General features: G+C 71.0%; 11 protein-coding genes. 3 read left to right on the top strand and 8 right to left on the bottom strand.

The window, feature by feature from the left end:
- Positions 1-211 precede the first annotated feature (211 nt).
- From LR269_RS07170 to LR269_RS07145, 6 genes are all read right to left on the bottom strand, one after another.
- Positions 212-1,360 carry a hypothetical protein gene (locus LR269_RS07170; protein WP_231430071.1) on the bottom strand — a complete coding sequence of 383 codons (1,149 nt, stop codon included), beginning with the start codon at positions 1,358-1,360 and terminating at the stop codon, positions 212-214.
- Between the two features lie 201 nt (positions 1,361-1,561).
- Positions 1,562-5,458 (bottom strand): DNA-directed RNA polymerase subunit beta', encoded by a 3,897-nt coding sequence (rpoC, locus tag LR269_RS07165; RefSeq protein WP_231430070.1) that lies wholly within the window; start codon positions 5,456-5,458, stop codon positions 1,562-1,564.
- Positions 5,459-5,499: 41 nt separating this feature from the next.
- Positions 5,500-8,991, bottom strand: coding sequence for a DNA-directed RNA polymerase subunit beta (rpoB, locus tag LR269_RS07160; RefSeq protein WP_231430069.1), 3,492 nt, complete (start codon positions 8,989-8,991; stop codon positions 5,500-5,502).
- Positions 8,992-9,289: 298 nt separating this feature from the next.
- Entirely contained in the window at positions 9,290-11,962 is a 2,673-nt protein-coding gene (locus LR269_RS07155; protein WP_231430068.1) for an Ig-like domain-containing protein, read from the bottom strand.
- A gap of 135 nt (positions 11,963-12,097) precedes the next feature.
- A complete protein-coding gene (locus LR269_RS07150; RefSeq protein WP_231430067.1) occupies positions 12,098-12,502 on the bottom strand; it encodes a hypothetical protein in 405 nt (134 codons plus the stop codon).
- Between the two features lies 1 nt (position 12,503).
- Positions 12,504-12,881 (bottom strand): hypothetical protein, encoded by a 378-nt coding sequence (locus tag LR269_RS07145; RefSeq protein WP_231430066.1) that lies wholly within the window; start codon positions 12,879-12,881, stop codon positions 12,504-12,506.
- A gap of 230 nt (positions 12,882-13,111) precedes the next feature.
- Between LR269_RS07145 and LR269_RS07140 the strand changes: the two genes are divergently transcribed.
- Complete coding sequence (locus LR269_RS07140; RefSeq protein ID WP_231430065.1) at positions 13,112-15,784, top strand: LuxR family transcriptional regulator; 2,673 nt, start codon at positions 13,112-13,114, stop codon at positions 15,782-15,784.
- Between the two features lie 38 nt (positions 15,785-15,822).
- Here the strand turns inward: LR269_RS07140 and LR269_RS07135 are convergent, their stop codons facing one another.
- Positions 15,823-16,179 carry a group 1 truncated hemoglobin gene (locus LR269_RS07135; protein WP_231430064.1) on the bottom strand — a complete coding sequence of 119 codons (357 nt, stop codon included), beginning with the start codon at positions 16,177-16,179 and terminating at the stop codon, positions 15,823-15,825.
- 102 nt (positions 16,180-16,281) lie between these two features.
- Between LR269_RS07135 and LR269_RS07130 the strand changes: the two genes are divergently transcribed.
- Together LR269_RS07130 and LR269_RS07125 are read left to right on the top strand one after the other, a co-directional pair.
- Positions 16,282-17,049 carry a spermidine synthase gene (locus LR269_RS07130; protein WP_231430063.1) on the top strand — a complete coding sequence of 256 codons (768 nt, stop codon included), beginning with the start codon at positions 16,282-16,284 and terminating at the stop codon, positions 17,047-17,049.
- Between the two features lie 46 nt (positions 17,050-17,095).
- Positions 17,096-17,965, top strand: coding sequence for a spermidine synthase (locus tag LR269_RS07125; protein ID WP_231430062.1), 870 nt, complete (start codon positions 17,096-17,098; stop codon positions 17,963-17,965).
- 14 nt (positions 17,966-17,979) lie between these two features.
- Here the strand turns inward: LR269_RS07125 and LR269_RS07120 are convergent, their stop codons facing one another.
- Complete coding sequence (locus tag LR269_RS07120; RefSeq protein WP_231430061.1) at positions 17,980-19,626, bottom strand: glycoside hydrolase family 10 protein; 1,647 nt, start codon at positions 19,624-19,626, stop codon at positions 17,980-17,982.
- Positions 19,627-19,636: the final 10 nt, after the last annotated feature.

The following is a 19,636-nucleotide window of genomic DNA, read 5'->3' as shown; positions in this document are numbered from 1 at the left end:
GATGCCTTTCTCGTGGCGGAGACGCGCGGCCTCGCCGTCGCGCGTCCGCCCGCGGATCGTGCGCCCGGTCGTTGCCGAGCGCCTCGTGCAGTCTACCGGCGGCCGTCCGGCACGGAATGGGGAGCGGTCCCCATGCGGGCGCGCGCGGACCGCGGCTCACCATGGCGCGCACGGCGGCGCGCCGTGCGGACCGGCCCCTCGTGCGCTCGGTTCAGCCCTCCCGCGCCTGCGGCCCGGCCGCGAGCTCGCGGTCGTACGCCTCCAACGCCTCGCGGTTGCGCTCGGTGACGGTACGGCCTCGGGCGGCGATCCAGCCGCCGAGCCAGATCGGGACCTCGCGGGCGATGACCGCTGCGACGATCGCGAACGGGTCGAGCCAGCGCTGCCCGACGAACGCGGCGGCCTCGTCGAAGGTGAGCGTCCACGCCTCGACCGTCAGCAGCGCGCCGCCGATGTACGCGAAGTAGACGAGCGCGCCGACGAGGACGCCGAAGACGACGTACGCCCACCACCGGCCGCGGTTCACGATCGCGGCGAGGATCGCGAACCCGATGAAGAACGCCGCGATCGGCACCCAGTACACGGGCTTGGCGAGGAATCGCTCGAGGTACACGTCGTTGACCGCGTCGACGTTCGCCTGCGTCATCAGCAGCAGGTACGCGACGCCCGCATAGAGCAGCGCGAAGAGCGCGGTGCCGATGAGCGCGACGAGCACGCCGAAGGCTCGGTTGCCCTTCGCCTTCGGTGGCTCGGGCGCCTGCACGTAGACGGTCTGCGCGGACGGCGCGAACGCCTCGGTCGGCTCCGGCGCGAGGGTCGCCGCGCCGGCGGCGCCGACCGTCGCGGCGGTCGACGGCGGCACGTAGGTCTCGCGGCGTACGGCACCGGCCGGAACGGGCGACGGCACGGCGTCGGTGTCGTCGACGCCGTCGTGTTCGGCCGCTGCGGCGGCCGCGACGTCGTCGTCGGATGCCTCGTGGCCGGCGTTCGCCCGTTGCACGGCCGCGTCGAGCGCGCTGGTGTCGGCCGGGGCGGTCGGCTCGGGCTCCTCGAGGGCTGCCGCGGGCGAGGCATCCCCCGGGCTCGCGACGGCGGCGTCGTGCGCATCACCCTCGGTCGACGCGACCGAGGCGACGACCTCGTCATCGCCCGGCGCTGCGGCGGCGGGCTCGCCGTCGGCGCGACCGGGATCGGCAGGGGCGTCGTCGTGCGCGGGGGCATCGTCGGCGGCGGCACCGTCGGCCGGAGCGGGCTCGTCGACGGCCGCGGTCTCGTCGGGCGCGCGCGCGGCGTCCGGGCTCTCGGGCTCGGGCACGGCGTCGCCGTCGAGCGGCTCTGATCCGGGCGTCGTGCTGCTCATGATCGCGCTCCTTCCGGGCACCCTCGTACCCCGCGGTGGGCCCACTGTAACAATGGGCGACCACGGCGCCGGTACGCCGCGCGGCGATGCCGGCAGCGGGTCGACGCCGCGGAGAAGCCGAACGGCCCCCGATCCGGTCGGATCGGGGGCCGTTCGTGGATCTCGACTCGGCGCTGCGCGCCTCGTCGATCACCGGGTGGTTCAGCTGTAGTTGCCGGGCGTGAAGTCGTCGCTCGAGAACGCGTCGAAGTCGACGAAGCTGAGGTCACCCTCGCTGAAGGCCGCGTCGTCGGTGAAGATGCGGTTCGGGTAGCGCTCCGCCTTCGCCTCCTCGGTGGCCTCGACCGCGACGTTCCGGTACTTGCCGAGGCCAGTACCCGCCGGGATCAGCTTTCCGATGATCACGTTCTCCTTGAGGCCGACCAGCGGGTCGCTCTTGCCCTCCATGGCGGCCTGCGTGAGCACGCGGGTCGTCTCCTGGAAGGACGCGGCCGACAGCCACGACTCGGTCGCCAGCGAGGCCTTGGTGATACCCATGACCTCCTGACGGGCCGACGCCGTCTTCTTGCCCTCGGTCAGCGACGCGCGGTTGATCTCGTTGTACTTCATGCGGTCGACGAGCTCACCGGGCAGCAGGTCGGTGTCGCCGTGGTCGACGACGGTGACCTTGCGCAGCATCTGGCGCACGATGACCTCGATGTGCTTGTCGTGGATCGGCACGCCCTGCGAGCGGTACACGTCCTGCACGCCGTTGACGAGGTGCTTCTGCACCTCTCGGACGCCCTTGACCCGGAGGACCTCCTTCGGGTCGACGGTGCCGACGATGAGCTGCTGGCCGAGCTCGACGTGCTGGCCGTCTTCCACGAGCAGCGTCGAACGCTTGAGCACGTTGTACGTGATCGGCTCGTCGCCGTTGTCGGGCGTGAGGATGACCTTGCGCTGCTTGTCGGTCTCGTCGATCGTGATGCGACCCGGGGCCTCGACGATGGGCGACGCACCCTTGGGGGTGCGGGCCTCGAAGAGCTCCTGCACGCGGGGAAGACCCTGCGTGATGTCGTCGGCCGAAGCCGAACCACCGGTGTGGAAGGTACGCATCGTGAGCTGCGTGCCGGGCTCACCGATCGACTGGGCCGCGATGATGCCGACGGCCTCGCCGATGTCGACGAGCTTGCCGGTCGCGAGCGAACGGCCGTAGCACCTCGCGCAGACGCCGACGCCGGACTCGCAGGTGAGCACCGAGCGGACCCGGATCGACTCGACGCCCGCGGCGATGAGCTCGTTGATGAGCACGTCGCCGACATCGCTGCCGGCCTCGGCCACGACCTCGCCCTTGGCGTTCACGGCGTCGGCCGCGAGCGACCGCGCGAACACCGAGTTCTCGACGTTGGGGTCGCGGACGAGCTCGCCCGAGGCATCCACCGTCGCGATGGGCAGTTCGAGGCCCTTGGTCGTGCCGCAGTCGTCCTCGCGGATGATGACATCCTGCGAGACGTCCACGAGTCGACGCGTGAGGTAACCCGAGTCGGCCGTACGGAGGGCCGTGTCGGCCAGACCCTTGCGGGCACCGTGCGTCGCGATGAAGTACTCGGCCACCGAGAGGCCCTCGCGGTAGCTCGAGATGATCGGGCGAGGGATGATCTCACCCTTCGGGTTGTTCACGAGGCCTCGCATGCCGGCGATGTTGCGCACCTGCAGCCAGTTACCACGAGCGCCCGACGTGACCATGCGGTTGATGGTGTTGTCGGTCGGGAAGTTCTCCTGCATGGCCTTGGCGACCTCGTCGGTGGCCTTCGTCCAGATCTGGATGAGCTCCTGACGACGCTCGAGGTCGGTCGTGAGACCCTTCTCGAACTGCGACTGCACCTTGGCCGCCTGCTTCTCGTACTTCGCGACGATCTCGCCCTTCGAGGGGGGCGTGATGATGTCGGAGAGCGCGACGGTGACGCCCGAACGGGTCGCCCAGCGGAAGCCGGCGTCCTTGATGCGGTCGAGGGTCGCGGCCACCTCGGTCTTGGGGTAGCGCTCGGCGAGGTCGTTGACGATCTCCGAGATCTGGCCCTTGCCGGCCTGGCGGTTGAAGTACGGGTAGTCCACGGGGAGCGCCTCGTTGAAGAGGGCGCGACCGAGGGTCGTCTCCATGAGGAACGGCTTGCCCGACACGAAGCCCTCGGGCTCGTCGCCCTCGGCGAAGTGGAGGCCGTCGAGACGGATCTTCACCTTCGCGCCGAGGTCGAGCTCGTGCTGGCCCGGACGGTTCTGGTCGAACGCGAGGATGGCCTCGGCGATCGACGAGAACGCGCGGCCCTCGCCGGCGCCGCCGGGCTTCTCGGTCGTCAGGTGGTGCAGGCCGATGATCATGTCCTGCGAGGGCAGGGTCACCGGACGGCCGTCCGACGGCTTCAGGATGTTGTTCGAGGCGAGCATCAGGATGCGGGCCTCGGCCTGGGCCTCGACCGACAGCGGCAGGTGCACGGCCATCTGGTCGCCGTCGAAGTCCGCGTTGAAGGCGGCGCAGACGAGCGGGTGGAGCTGGATGGCCTTGCCCTCGACGAGCTGCGGCTCGAACGCCTGGATGCCGAGACGGTGCAGCGTGGGCGCACGGTTCAGCAGCACGGGGCGCTCGCGGATGATCTCTTCGAGGACGTCCCACACGTGCGGGTTCGAGCGCTCGACCATGCGCTTGGCCGCCTTGATGTTCTGGGCGTGGCTCAGGTCGATGAGGCGCTTGATCACGAACGGCTTGAAGAGCTCGAGCGCCATCTGCTTGGGCAGACCGCACTGGTGCAGCTTCAGCTGCGGGCCGACGACGATGACCGAACGGCCCGAGTAGTCGACGCGCTTGCCGAGCAGGTTCTGGCGGAAGCGACCCTGCTTGCCCTTGAGCATGTCGCTCAGGGACTTGAGGGCGCGGTTGCCGGTACCCGTGACGGGGCGACCGCGGCGGCCGTTGTCGAACAGCGCGTCGACGGCCTCCTGGAGCATGCGCTTCTCGTTGTTCACGATGATCTCGGGGGCACCGAGGTCGAGGAGGCGGCGCAGACGGTTGTTGCGGTTGATCACACGACGGTAGAGGTCGTTGAGGTCGCTGGTCGCGAAGCGGCCGCCGTCGAGCTGGACCATCGGACGCAGCTCCGGCGGGATCACCGGCACGACGTCGAGCACCATCGCCGCGGGCGAGGTGCTCGTCGCGAGGAACGAGTTGACGACGCGCAGGCGCTTGATGGCGCGGATCTTCTTCTGGCCCTTGCCCTCGGCGATCTGCAGGTGCAGGTCTTCCGCCTCGGCGGCCAGGTCGAAGCTCTCGAGGCGCTTCTTGATGGCCTCGGCGCCCATGTAGGCGTCGAAGTACATGCCGAAGCGGTCCTGGAGCTCGTGGAAGTCCGAGTCCTCGGGCTTGAGGTCGCCGACCTTGAGGGTGCGGAAGGCCTCCCACACGCGCTCGAGGTGCGCGATCTGCTCGTCGCCCGACTTGCGGACCTGGGCCATCTCCTTGTCGGCGGCGGCCTCGGCGCGCTTGCGCTGGTCGCTCTTGGCGCCCTCGGCCTCGAGTGCCGCGAGCTCCTCCTCCTTGCGGGCCATGAGCGTCGCGATGCGCGCGTCGCGCTGGTCGCCGATGGTCTTGATCTCGAGCCGGAGCTCGTTCTCGAGGCCGGGCATGTCGGCGTGACGACCCTCGTCGTCGACGTCGATCACCATGTAGGCGGCGAAGTAGATGACCTTCTCGAGGTCCTTCGGCGCCATGTCGAGCAGGTACCCGAGGCGCGAGGGCACGCCCTTGAAGTACCAGATGTGCGTCACCGGGGCGGCGAGCTCGATGTGGCCCATCCGCTCACGGCGGACGGAGGACTTGGTGACCTCCACGCCGCATCGCTCGCAGACGATGCCCTTGAAGCGCACGCGCTTGTACTTGCCGCAGGCGCACTCCCAGTCACGGCTGGGTCCGAAGATCTGCTCGCCGAAGAGCCCGTCCTTCTCGGGCTTCAGCGTGCGGTAGTTGATGGTCTCGGGCTTCTTGACCTCGCCGTAGGACCACTTGCGGATGTCCTCTGCGGTGGCCAGGCCGATACGAAGCTCATCGAACGTCGTTGCGTCGAGCAATTTCTCTCCTAGATTCCTGAAGTCGTTTCGTACCTGGCGGTTCAGATCTCGTCGATGTTCGACGACTCGAAGCGCGCGGAGATGTTGATGCCGAGCTCCTCCGCAGCGCGGAAGGCCTCGTCATCGGTGTCGCGGAGCGAGACCGCGGTGCCGTCGGCCGAGAGGACCTCGACGTTCAGGCAGAGCGACTGCATCTCCTTCATGAGCACCTTGAACGACTCGGGGATGCCGGGCTCCTGGATGTTCTCGCCCTTGACGATCGCCTCGTAGACCTTGACGCGGCCGAGGATGTCGTCGGACTTGATCGTGAGGAGCTCCTGCAGCGCGTACGCGGCGCCGTAGGCCTGGAGCGCCCAGACCTCCATCTCACCGAATCGCTGGCCACCGAACTGCGCCTTACCACCGAGCGGCTGCTGGGTGATCATCGAGTACGGGCCCGTCGAACGCGCGTGGATCTTGTCGTCGACCAGGTGGTGCAGCTTCAGGATGTACATGTAGCCGACCGACACGGGGTACGGGAACGGCTCGCCCGAGCGGCCGTCGAAGAGCTGCGTCTTGCCGCTCGAGTCGATGAGCCGCTCGCCGTCGCGGTTGGGGAGCGTCGAGTCGAGCAGACCCGCGATCTCCTCCTCGAAGGCGCCGTCGAACACCGGGGTCGCGACCTTGGTGCCGGGCGCGGCCTCGTGGGCGGCCTCGGGCAGGCGCTTGGCCCACGCCGGCTTGCCCTCGACCTTCCAGCCCTGCTTCGCGACCCAGCCGAGGTGGGTCTCGAGCACCTGGCCGAAGTTCATTCGACCCGGGATGCCGAGCGGGTTCAGGATGACGTCGACCGGAGTGCCGTCGGCGAGGAACGGCATGTCCTCGACCGGCAGGATCTTCGAGATGACGCCCTTGTTGCCGTGGCGGCCGGCGAGCTTGTCGCCCTCGGTGATCTTGCGCTTCTGGGCGATGTAGACGACCACGCGCTGGTTGACGCCCGAGCCGAGCTCGTCGTCGCCGTCCTGTGCGTCGAACACCTTGACGGCGATGATCGTGCCCTGCTCGCCGTGGGGCACCTTGAGGGAGGTGTCGCGGACCTCGCGGCTCTTCTCGTTGAAGATCGCGCGGAGCAGACGCTCTTCGGCCGACAGCTCGGTCTCGCCCTTCGGCGTGACCTTGCCGACGAGGATGTCGCCGGGGCGGACCTCGGCGCCGATGCGGATGATGCCGCGCTCGTCGAGGTCGGCGAGCAGGTCGGGGCTCACGTTGGGGAGGTCACGGGTGATCTCCTCCTTGCCGAGCTTCGTGTCGCGCGCGTCGACCTCGTACTCCTCGATGTGGATCGACGAGAGCACGTCGTCCTTCACGAGGTTCTGGCTGAGGATGATCGCGTCCTCGAAGTTGTGGCCCTCCCACGGCATGAACGCGACGAGCAGGTTCTTGCCGAGCGCGAGCTCGCCGTTGTCGGTGGCGGGGCCGTCGGCGATGACCTCGCCGGCCTCGACGCGCTCACCGGCGTTGACGATCACGCGGTTGTTGTACGAGGTGCCCTGGTTCGAGCGGTCGAACTTGCGCAGGAAGTAGGTCTGCGTGCCGCCCTCGTCGAGCTGCACGGTGACCGAGTCGGCCGAGACCTCGGCGACCACACCGGCCTTGTCGGCGGTGATGACGTCACCGGCGTCGATCGCGGCGTAGCCCTCCATACCGGTGCCCACGAACGGCGAGTCGCTGCGGAGCAGCGGCACGGCCTGGCGCTGCATGTTCGCACCCATGAGGGCGCGGTTCGCGTCGTCGTGCTCGAGGAACGGGATGAGCGACGTGCCGACCGACACCATCTGGCGCGGCGAGACATCCATGTAGCCGATCTCGTCGGCCGGGAACAGGTCGACCTCGCCGCCCTTCTTGCGGGCGAGCACGCGCTCCTCCACGAAGTGGCCGTCGGCCTTCAGCGGCGCGTTGGCCTGGGCGACGATGTAGTCCTCTTCCTCCATCGCCGTGAGGTAGTCGATCTTGTCGGTGACCTTGCCGGCCTCGACCTTGCGGTACGGGGTCTCGATGAAGCCGAACGAGTTGATGCGGGCGAACGACGCGAGCGAGCCGATGAGGCCGATGTTCGGGCCTTCAGGGGTCTCGATCGGGCACATGCGGCCGTAGTGCGACGGGTGGACGTCACGGACCTCGACGCCCGCGCGGTCGCGCGAGAGACCGCCGGGGCCGAGCGCCGAGAGGCGGCGCTTGTGGGTCAGGCCCGCGAGCGGGTTGTTCTGGTCCATGAACTGCGACAGCTGCGAGGTGCCGAAGAACTCCTTGATCGCGGCGACGACGGGTCGCACGTTGATCAGGGTCTGCGGGGTGATCGCCTCGATGTCCTGCGTCGTCATGCGCTCGCGGACGACGCGCTCCATGCGGCTGAGGCCGGTGCGCACCTGGTTCTGGATGAGCTCGCCGACCGCGCGGATGCGACGGTTGCCGAAGTTGTCGATGTCGTCGACGTCGAGGCGCAGCTCGACCGCCTTGCCGCCGCGGCGGCCGGGCAGCGTGTCGCGCTCGTCGTGCAGGGCGACGAGGTACTTGATCGTGGCCACGATGTCCTGCACCGTGAGCACCGAGTCGGTGAGGGGGGCCTCGAGACCGAGCTTGTTGTTGATCTTGTACCGGCCGACCTTCGCGAGGTCGTAGCGCTTCGGGTTGAAGTAGAAGTTGTCGAGGAGCGCGCGCGCGGCCTCGGCGGCGACCTGCTCGCCCGGACGGAGCTTGCGGTAGATGTCCTTGAGCGCCTCTTCCTTCGTGAGGATGTTGTCCTTCTCGAGGGTGAGCGCGATCGACTCGTAGCCGGCGAACTCCTCGAGGATCTCCTCGCTCGTGAGGCCGAGGGCCTTCAGGAAGACGGTGACCGACTGCTTGCGCTTGCGGTCGATGCGGACGCCGACCTGGTCGCGCTTGTCGATCTCGAACTCGAGCCACGCACCGCGGCTCGGGATGACGCGGGCCGAGTAGATGTCCTTGTCCGAGGTCTTCTCGGGGGTGCGCTCGAAGTAGACGCCGGGCGAACGGACGAGCTGCGAGACGACGACGCGCTCGGTGCCGTTGATGACGAACGTGCCCTTGGGGGTCATGAGCGGGAAGTCGCCCATGAAGACCGTCTGGGTCTTGATCTCACCCGTGAGGTGGTTCATGAACTCCGCGTTCACGTAGAGCGGAGCGGAGTAGGTCTTCGACTTCTCCTTGCACTCGTCGATCGTGTACTTCGGCGGCTCGAGCTCGGGGTTCGTGAACGAGAGCTGCATGGTCTCGCCGAGGTCCTCGATGGGCGAGATCTCCTCGAAGATCTCCTCGAGGCCCGTGGTCTCGGGCAGGTCCTGCCGGCCCGCCGACTTCGCCTCGGCGACGCGTGCCTTCCACGCGTCGTTGCCGACGAGCCAGTCGAAGCTCTCGGTCTGGAGTGCGAGCAGGTCGGGTACCGTGAGGGTGTCGGTGACCTTGGCGAACGAGAGACGGCTTGCACCGCGTCCGTTCTTGGGAGTGGGCGTGGTCGCGTTGCGCGCAGCAGCCAAGTGAATAACCTCCATGGCCCCGTCGGGCCGGTTCACTGTCGGTAGCGGAGAGTTCAGTACCCCTCAGACACGAGCGAGTGACCGGGACCGGAAGGTCTCGACTCGCCCGGAAGCCGACCGCAATATGAAGGCATGGTGGGTCTGGGAGCGCAAACGTCAACTATATGCGATTCGACGCGCCAAGTCCAGCGAGATTCTTGATTTGTTCGCGGATGTCCGGTATAACCGCGCGTCGGCCCCGATTCGAGGATGCCGCGAGGGGCCGATTCCCGCGAGAATCGGCCCCTCGCGCCCGGTTTCAGCGGATGCCGTCGCGCCGGCGCAGGCGTGCGGCGACGAGCGCCACGAGTCCCAGCATCACGGCGAGGGCGGATGCCTCGGCCGCGCCCCGCGCGTCGGCCCCGGTCTCGGCGAGGGCCGAGACGTCGGCGTCGTCGGCGGCGGGTGCCGCGACCGGTGCGGCATCCTCGGGGCGGGGCGGAGTGGCGGCCGGCTCGCCGGCGCCTCCCGGTTCGGCCGGGCCGGCCGGGTCATCGCCGTCGGGCGTGCCGCCGGCCGCGCCGTCGTCGGGTGCACCCGGATCGGCGGGCTCGGCCGGGGTGCCCGGCTCGGTCGGGTCCCCTTCGCCCGACGAGGCATCGAGCACCTCGATCCTCACCGTCGGGTAGTTGTACTCGCCGTCCGCGAACAGCACGTAGCGGAAGGTGTCGCTGCCGGTGAAATCCGGCTCCGGCGAGTAGACGAACGAACCGTCCGCGTTCCAGTCGATCGACCCGTGCGCCGGCTCGGTGAGCAGGTAGGCGACGGACTTCTCGACCCCCGCGGGGGCGTGGTCGTTCGCGAGCAGACCGGGTGCGGCGACCTCGAGTGCCGCGCCCCTCGTCGTCGTGTAGGCGTCGTCGGCGCCCATCACCGGCTCCTCGCCCTCGGCGAAGATGACGACCTCGGCGGACGGCGAGTTCACCTTGCTGCGGCCGTCGGTGATCGAGAACTCGAGCCAGGCCGTGCCGGTGAACCCGGCGTCGGCCGTGAAGGTGAAGGAGCCGTCCTCGGCCATCTCGACCTCGCCGTGACCGAGCGCGGGGTACGCGACGAGCACCGCGAGCGGGTCGCCGTCGGCGTCGGTGTCGTTCGCGAGCACGCCGCCGGCGGCCGGAACAGTGATCGACTCGCCCGACTGCACGAAGTAGCGATCCGCCGTCGGCACGGGCGGCGTGTTGGTCGAGCCGTCGGACTCGACCACGTCGATCGTGATCTCGGCCTCGTTCCAGCTGACGAGCCCGTGCTCGTCGCGCACCGAGTACGTGAGCCGGTCGGTGCCGACGAACCCGGCCGGCGGGGTGTACGTCGACCAGCCGTCGCTGTACGTCTTCCACGTGCCCGCCGGGAGATCTCCCGTGCCGGCCCACTCGAGCGCGTCGCCGTCGGCATCGGTGTCGTTCGCGACCTGGCTCGGTGCGGGCAGGTAGAGCGACTCCCCCGCGACCACCGAGTAGTGGTCGTCGACCGCGACCGGGCGGTGGTTCACGCTGCCGTCGCCGACCTGCAGTTCGACCGCGACCGACGCGCTGAGGTATCCGTGGGAGTCCTTCGCGCGATAGTGGAAGGTGTCGACGCCGGTGTAACCGGGCAACGGGGTGTAGACGAAGCCGCCGTTCGCCGCCCAGGCGAGGTCGCCCGAGAGCCCGTCGGCATCGACGACGACCTCGAGGGTGTCGCCGGGTTCGGGGTCGGTGTCGTTGAACAGCAGGCCGGGGGTCTTGATCGAGAGCATCGTGTCCTGCACGACGCCGAACACGTCGGGTTCCGCGGTCGGCGTGCCGGGAATCTCATCGGGGCCGGACGGCTCGGAGCCGGGTGCGGCCGGATACAGCCACAGATACCCGTCGTCGCAGCCGACGGCCGTGCACACACGGTACTCGAGCGTGGCGGTCAGACCCGGTGCGTCGCCCGGGTCGATGTAGAACGAGCCGTCGGTGCCGAGCATCTGGACGTCCCCGTTGCCGACGTGCGCGCCGTACGGGAAGGTGAGCGAGGTGACCGGCAGGCCGTCGAGCTGGTCGTTCACGAGCAGCCCCTGGTGCCCGCCGATGTAGAGCGGGGTCTCGGGCGCGTAGATGTACGTGTCGTCGACGGCGACGGGCTGCGCGTCGACGTCGCTTCCGGTCGGCAGCACGTCGATCGTGACGGTCGCCCAGTTGCTGTCGAGGTCGTCGGCGCCGTGGTCGTCGCGAACGTGGTAGTCGAAGGTCACCGTGCCGGTGAATCCCGGCACCGGCGTGTACCTGAACGACGGTCCGCCGTTGAAGACCACGAGTTCGCCGCTCGCGGGGAAGGTGTTCTCGTTGATGCGGAACCAGTCGCCGTCGGCGTCGTAGTCGTTCGCCTGCATGGCCGGGTCCTGCACGGTGAGCGTCGTGTCCTGCACCATCTGCCAGTGGTCGTCGACCGCCACGGGCGCCGTGTTCGCGTCGCCCGCGCCCTGCGGCTCGGGCGCGAACGACGGTGCCGCGGGCTGCTTCGCCTGGGATGCCTCGGCGTCAGCGTCGTCGAGCGGCGCTTCGCCGCCCGACGGATCGCCGACGGGCAGTTGCTCGGCGACGTCGGCGGCCGGCACGTCGGCCGACGCCTCGTCGGCCGGCGCCTCGTCGGCCGGCGCCTCGTCGGCCGGCGCCTCGTCGTCGGCCGGCACGTCCTCAGCCGGCACCTCCTCGGCCGGCACCTCCCCGGCGGGCGCGTCCTCGGCGGGCGCGTCCTCGGTCGACGCGTCGGCGGAGGGGCCCTCGGGGGTTGCCGCGGCGACGGGCGCCGACGCGGCGACCGTGCCCTCCGTCGGAACGACCTCCGCGGCGCTCGCGGCGAGCGGCGCGCCCGCGGTGACGACGGCGACGGCCATCGCAAGGCCGGCGATGCGGGCGGCCGCGCGGCGCGGCATCCCCTCGTCGGCTGACTGGTGGTCTCGGAATCGCATCGGTGTCTGCTTTCGTGTCGTGATCGTGATGGTGGATCGTGCTCGAGGAAGGTGGGGGCGAGCCCCCGCCGGGTGCCGGCGGGGGCTCCGGTGGGCGACGGAGGCTCGGGTCGTCCGTCGTCCGGCGGGGCGGGCTCAGCCGCCCCACTCGACGCGCACCGTGTCGGGGCGTCCCGGCACGAGGCTCACGTCGAGGGTCGCGCCGGGCAGGGCGCGAGCGAGGTGCAGCGGCGCGAGCTGCTCCGTTCGGGTGACCGGCAGCGGCACGCCGCCCGGCATGAGCACGTGCAGGTCGAGCTCGACGAGCGAGTTCATGCCGATCATCATCGGCAGCTGGCGCGCGTCGAGGATCGTCGCCGTCGTGCGCAGGCGCTGCCCTTCGAGAGCCGGCTCGGCCTGGGCTGGCATCGAGGCGGCCATCATGCGGCTCGCCTGCTCCATCTGCGCCTTGGCCTGCGCCATGCTCGCGCCGACGTCCAGGCGCTGCTGCGCCTCGTAGCCCTGGCGGGTCAGCGTCGCGAGGTCGCGGAGGAAGCCCATCTCACACCGCCTGGTAGATCTCGTTGAAGCGGCGACCGACACCGCGGTCGGCCTGGATGCGGGCGGCCCAGCCGGCGGCCGCCGACGCCCACGACGCCTCGTCGACGCCGAACATCGCGGCGACGGCCGGAAGCTTCGTCGCGTCGTAGCCGTAGGCCGCGATGCCCTTCGAGATGCGGGCGTAGCGGTCGAGGTCGACACCCGCGATCGGGTCGAGGTTGCCGGGCTGCGGGTCGGCGGTCATCGCCTGCACCGCCTGGATGTCCATCTGCTGCCGGTACTGCTCGGACTGCGCCTGCAGCTGGTTCGCCTGGTCGATGAGGCCGGGAGCGGCCTTCACCATCTCGGCCATGTCGCCGAACTGCTTGAAGAGGTTCATGCTCGTTTCCTTCCGGGTGGTGTTCCCGGATCGTCCGGGGTGATGCCATGAGGTTCCCGCGACGGGCCGTGCCGCCGGATGGGCAGTGGCTGCTCATTCGCGACGCCCGGCATTACTCAGGGGCGTCACGCGATTGCTCACCGGCCGACTGCGACACCCCCTGTGCGGGGTACTGCGCGGCGAGGCATCCCGGCCGTACAGTGAATCGTCCCGATCACCGAAAGGCGCCGATGGCCTCGAACGATCCCGATGCGGCAGCCGGACCCGAGCCCGACCTCGACGGCGCGTGGCCGCTCGTCGGCCGTGACGGCCAGGTCGCGCGCGCCGTCGGCGCCCTGCAGGGCGGGCAGGCGCGCTCGGTGTTCCTCTACGGGCCGTCCGGCATCGGCAAGAGCCGCATCCAGTCGGCCGTCGGCGACCTGCTCGACGAGGCCGGGTGGCTCGTGCTGACCGCGAGCGGCAACCCGGCACTGTCGGCCGTGCCGTTCGCGACCGTCGCCCCGGCCCTGGCCCGGGGCATCGACGATCCGGTGCTGCCCAAGGTGAGCGACCCACTCGCGCTCTTCACGTCGACGAGCGCGACCATCGCCGACCTCGCCGGCGGACGGCGCACGGTGATCGCGGTCGACGACCTCTCCTCCGCCGACAGCGTCTCGGTGGGACTCATCGCCCAGCTCGTCGCGGCGGGCTCGCTCTCGCTCATCGCGACGCTCCCCGAGGGCGAACCGGTGCCCGACGGGGTGCTGCCGATCGCGTCGTCTGCCGACTCGGTGCGCATCGACGTGCCGGCGCTCGACCTCGACGAGATCACCGAGCTGATCGCGCAGGTGCTCGGCGCGCCGATCGCCCACCGCGACGCGGTCGAGCTCCACCGCGCCTCGCACGGCAACCCGCTCTTCCTGCGCGAGCTCGTGATCGGCGCCGTCGCGACCGGCGCCCTCGTGCGCGCGGGCGAGCACTGGCAGCTCGAGGGCGACCCGGTCGGCACGCCCGCGCTGCGCGACCTCATCCGCGCGCGACTGCGGGGCCTCGGCACGGAGGAGCGCGACGCGATCGAGCGGCTCGCGCTCTGCGAACCGCTCGGCATCGACGAGTTCGTGCGCCCCGGCGCGCCCGAGGCGCTCGCCGAGCTCGAGCTGCGCGGCATGATCCGCGTCGACGAGTCGGGCCACGGCATCGCCATCACCCTCGCGCACCCGCAGTACGCCGGCGCCGTGCGCGAGTCGCTGCCGCGCATCAGGGCGATCTCGCTGCTCATCGAGCAGGCCGATGTCGTCGAGCGGGGGCCGATGACCGTCGTCGACGAACTGCGCATCGCGATGTGGCGGCTCGACGCCGGCCGGCCCTCCGACCCCGAGCTGCTGATCCGCTCGGCCGACCTCGCACAGCGCGCCCACGACCATCGCACCGCCGAGCGGCTCGCGGCGGCCGCGATCGGCGCCGGCGCGACGGATGCCTCCGCGCACATGCTGCACGCCGACCTGCTGTGGTCGCTCGGCCGGGGCGCCGAGGCGCTCGACGCCCTCGCCAACGCCGAGTCCGCGGCGCGCGCGACCGATCACCCCGAGGCGACCCTCGCGGCGATCGCCGCCAAGCGGGCCGAGATCTACGGCGGCGACCCGCTCGGCAGCGAGCGCGGCATCCGGCTGCTCGAGGAGATCGGCCGCGCCCTGCCCGAGCAGCTGCCGATGCTGCTCATCAGCAAGGCGACCCTCGTGCTGCACCTGCTGCGCGCGAACGAGGCGCTCGCCCTCGTCGACGAGGCCGCCGGCTACCTCGGCGACAGCGCCGTCGAACGCGCGCTCGTCTCGCTCGGGCGCGCGATGCCGCTCTCGCAGATGCAGCGCTCGGCCGAGGCGATCGCCGAGGCCGAGGCCGCCGTCGCGTACGCCTCGACCGAGGGTGCGCACATCCCGAAGCGTCGCGCGCAGGTGCCGTACGCGTACGCGCTCATCGAGTGCGACCGTTACGACGACGCGCGCCGGGTCACGATCGAGATGCTGCACGACGCGATCCGCAACGACGACGAGCTCACCGCCCGGCACGCCGAGTTCCTCATGGGGCGCCAGTTCTGGGCGGCGGGCCGGCTCGACACCGCCGCGCGCTGGTTCCGCGACAGCCTGAGCGGCGCCGAACTGCGCGGGCCGGCGTCGCTGCGCGGCCCCTCGCTCGGCTTCCTCACCGTGATCGCCTGCATGCAGGGCGACCTCGACCGCGCCCGCGAGCTGCGCGGCCGGTTCGAGGCCGGGTACGACCGGGAGGACACGCTCACCGCGCTCGCAGACGCGTGGCTCGCACGCACCGAGGGCGACACCGACGGCGCGGCGAAGATCCTGCTCGCCCGCGTCGAGCAGGTGCTGCCGCGCGGCGCCGTCAACGTGAGCTCGGTCTTCCTGCACAACCTCGCACGCCTCGGCTCCCGCGCCCACGCGAAGGACGCGGCCGACCGCCTCTCGAGACTCGAGCGACAGACCGGCGCCCCCGAGATCGCACGGCGCGCCCGTCACGCCCGGGCCGAGGCGGCGGCCGACGCCGCCGGGCTGCGCGCCGCCGGCGAGGAGTGGGAGCGCCTCGGCGGCCTGCTGTTCGCGGCCGAGGCGTTCGCCTCCGCGGGGCAGTCGGCCCGCGCCGACGGGCGGGGGCGCGAGTCATCCGCCGACCTGCAGCGCGCCGCGGCGCTCGCCGCCGCGTGCGAGGGGGCGCGCACGCCGCTGCTCACCTTCACCGACGGCTCGGAGCCGCTCACGCCCCGCGAGCGCGAGATCGCGTCGCTCGCGGCCCAGGGGCTGAGCTCGAACGAGATCGCACAGCGCCTCTTCCTGTCGCCGCGCACGGTGAACAACCACCTGCAGTCGACGTACACGAAGCTCGGCATCCGCGGGCGGCGCGAGCTGCAGTTGTAGTTCGCGCCCTGCAGCCGCGACCGTGCCGTGGACGGCGCCTACGCCGTGACGATGTCGGCGCGCATGCCCTCGAGCCGCTCGCCGACGGCGCCCACGGCCTCCTTCGCGACGCCGAGGTCGGCGAGCGCGGTCATGAGCGAGGCGACGACCCGGTCGAACGCGGCATCGGTGATCGCCATGTCGTGATGGGCCTCCCCGACCGACCGGCCGCTGAAGACCTGCGGACCGCCGAACGCCGCGGCGAGGAACGCGCGCTGGTGCGCCTGCAGCCGGTCGACGTCGACGCCCTCGAACCACGGCGCGAGCTCGGGATCGGCGACGATGCGGTGGTACATGACCGCCACCGCCGTGCGCACTCCGTCGCTGCCGCCGAGCTCGTCGTAGATCGCGTGCATCCGTCCTCCTCATCGGTCGTGGGTCCAGCATGGCGGATGCCTCGGGCGGACGCCTGAGCAATCGTTGCTCATTCCGCCCCCGATCCGTGGGACGATGCCTCCGTGCCCGCGAGCCCCCGCCGCATCGAGTTCGAGACCGACGTGTTCTCGTCGACCGGGTTCACGCTGCTCGTCGACGACGTCGCCCAGTCGCACGTCGACCGGGCCGATCCGACGCGGCTCTTCTTCGAGTACGTGCGCCGCATCGGCCACGTCGTCGACGCGATGGGCCTGCCGGGCGAGCCGCTGCGCGTGCTGCACCTCGGCGGCGGCGCGATGACCCTGCCGCGCTACGTCGAGGCGACCCGTCCCGACTCGCAGCAGCTCGTCGTCGAGATCGACGGCGTGCTCGCCCGCCTCGTGCAGGATCGCCTGCCGCTGCCGACCGGCGCCGACATCGCCGTCCGGGTCGACGATGCGGCATCCGTCGTCGTGGAACTCCCGGGCGGGGCGTCGTTCGACCTCGTGATCGTCGACCTCTACGACCGGCTCGACGCGCCGGCGTTCGTCGAGACGGGCGTGTTCATGGGCGGATGCCTCGGGCTGCTCGCCGATCGCGGGCTGCTCGTCGTGAACGTGGCCGACGCGGCGGGCCTCGCCCGGCTCCGTGCACAGGCCCGTGCGATCGCACGTGCCGATCCGGGCACCGATCTGCTCGTCGCGGGCGACGCGAGCGTCGTCTCGGGGGCGGAAGAGGGCAACGTCGTGCTCGTGGCGGCGCCCCGCGGGCTCCCGCCCGGGCTCGCCGGACGGCTCGCCGCGCTCGGCCCCCATCCGGCTGCGGTGCTCGAGGGCGACCGGCTCGACTTCGCACTCTGGGGCGCCTGCTGATGCTCGCGCCCGGGCGCCTGCGCTCGACGGCGGGTAGCGTGGTGACGTGACCGCCGACCCCTCGCTCGAACGCCGCCTCACCGCGAGCGGGCACGTCGCCCGACTCGAGGAGTCGCGACAGGCGCCCGGATCGTGGACGCTCTACGTCGACGGCACCCCGCAGTCGCACGTCGAGCTCGAGCGGCCCGAGTGGCTCGGCTTCGAGTACGTGCGCCGCATCGGCCACGCCGTCGACCTCGTGCGCGACGCGGGCGAGCCGATCACCGCCGTGCATCTCGGCGGCGGCGCGCTCACCCTGCCGCGCTACGTCATCGCGACCCGGCCGGGCTCGCGGCAGCAGGTGATCGAGCTCGAGTCCGAGCTCGTCGACCTCGTGCGCGAGCACCTGCCGCTGCCGCGCGGCGCGCAACTCCGTATCCGTCACGGCGATGCCCGCGAGGTGCTCGCGAAGCTGCCGGGCGGGCTCGACGGGGCCGTCGACCTCGTGGTCGTCGACATCTTCTCGGGCGCGCGCACCCCCGCGCACGTCACGAGCGCCGAGTTCTACGGGCTCGTCGTGCCCCGCCTCGCGCCCGGCGGCATCGTCGCCGTGAACGTCGCCGACGGGGCGGGCCTCGCCTTCGCGCGTTCGCAGGCGGCGACGCTCTCGCACGTGTTCCCGCACGTCGCGATCGCGGCCGACACCGGCATGCTCAAGGGCCGGCGGTTCGGCAACATCGTCATGTACGCGTCGGACGCCCCGCTGCCGTTCGACGCGATGCCCCGACGCCTCGCGAGCGACCCCGCGCCGGCGAAGCTCGTCGAGGGCGACGAGCTCCGCCGCTTCATCGCGGGCGCCCCGGTCGTGACCGACGCCACCGCGGTGCCGTCGCCGCCGCCGGCGCGCTCGATCTTCCTGACGAAGCCCGGCGGTTGACGCCTGACGCCGGGTCAGCCGATCGCAGCGGCGCGGCTCGGCGTGCTCTCGTTCCAGACCCGGTCGAGCGCGGTCACGGCGTACGTGTACGGGCGATCGGCCTCGGCCGAGCCATCCACCCAGCGCTGCACGACCCCTGAGCCGGCGCGCACGGTCTCGACGAGGTTGGCCGCGTCCTCCACGTCGATCGCGCCGGCCGCGCCGTCGACGCGGTAGATCGCGAACGAGGTCGCCCGCCGCGAGGGCGGCACGGCGTCCGACCACTGCAGGGCGACGCCGCCGTCGCCGCGCTCGGGGTCGGCGAGCACGGGCGCCCGGACCGCGGTCGCGGGCAGCCACTCCATCGCTGGCACGATCGCGGGGCGCGAGTAGTGGTCGACGAGCACGCGCGACATCGAGCCCTGCGGGTCGGCGGGCACGTGCTTGGCCGAGAAGTACACGTTGCCGTGCACGGGCGTGCCCTGCTCGGTCACGCCGCGGTCGAACGCCAGGTGGTTCGAGAGCTCGGCCGGGTCGGTGAACACCCCCGACGTCACCTTGTAGAGCGCCTCGCCGATGTAGAGGTGCGTGCCGCTCGTCGCGGCGACGTCGGCCCACCACGGCACGAGCTTCGCGTAGTCGGCGACGGCGAGCCCGATCTGCCAGTACACCTGCGGGTTGATGTAGTCGAGCCAGCCCTCGAGCACCCACTTGCGCGTGTCGGCGAACTGCAGGTCGTACGACTGCGAGCCGCCGGTCTCCGAGCCGAGCGGGTCGGTGGCGCGGTTGCGCCAGATGCCGAACGGGCTGATGCCGAACTTGACCCATGGCTTCAGTGCCTTGATGCGCTCGGAGATCGAGCTCACGAACGTGTCGACGTTGTGCCGGCGCCAGTCGGCGACGTCGTCGAAGCCGGCGCCGTGCGCGGCGTAGGTCGCGGCATCCGGAATCGTCTGCCCGGCCACCGGATAGGGGTAGAAGTAGTCGTCGAAGTGCACGCCGTCGAGGTCGTAGTGCTCGACCGAGTGCAGGATCGCCTGCTGGATGTGCTCCTGCGCCTCGGGGAGTCCCGGGTCGAAGTAGAGCTTGCCGCCGTACGCCCACACCCAGTCGGGGTGCACGCGGGCGGGGTGCTCTGGCACGAGCTTCGCGGGGTCGGCCTGCATCGAGACGCGGTAGGGGTTGTACCAGGCGTGCAGTTCGAGGTTGCGGGCGTGCGCCTCGTCGACGATGAAGGCGAGCGGGTCGTAGCCCGGGTCCTTCCCCTGCACGCCCGTGAGGTACTGCGACCACGGCTCGAGCGGGCTCGGCCAGAACGCGTCGGCGGTGGGGCGCACCTGCACGAACACGGCGTTGAGGCGGAACTGCTCGGCGACGTCGAGCCAGTGCAGGAACTCGGCGCGCTGCTCGTCGGCCGTGAGGCCGGTGCGGCTCGGCCAGTCGATGTTCACGACCGATGAGATCCACATGGCGCGGAGCTCCCGCTTGCGGGGACCCGTCGCCGCGGCGGGGGCGGTGGCGCCCGCCTCGGTCGCGTGCGCAGGCGTCGGTGCGAGCGACCCGACGGTCACGGTGAACGCCGATGCGGCGACGCCCGCGACGGCGAGGGTCAGGAATCCGCGGCGGCCGAGGCCGGCGGCCTCGGCATCGGCGGGGTGGTCGTGCGGCTGTGCGAGGGGCATCTTCGGTCCT

This window comes from Agromyces sp. S2-1-8 (genome assembly GCF_021129215.1).
In the GTDB taxonomy this organism is placed as follows: domain Bacteria; phylum Actinomycetota; class Actinomycetes; order Actinomycetales; family Microbacteriaceae; genus Agromyces; species Agromyces chromiiresistens.
The sequence above is the reverse complement of the archived record's forward strand: the minus strand, read 5'-3'. Positions and strand labels throughout refer to the sequence as shown.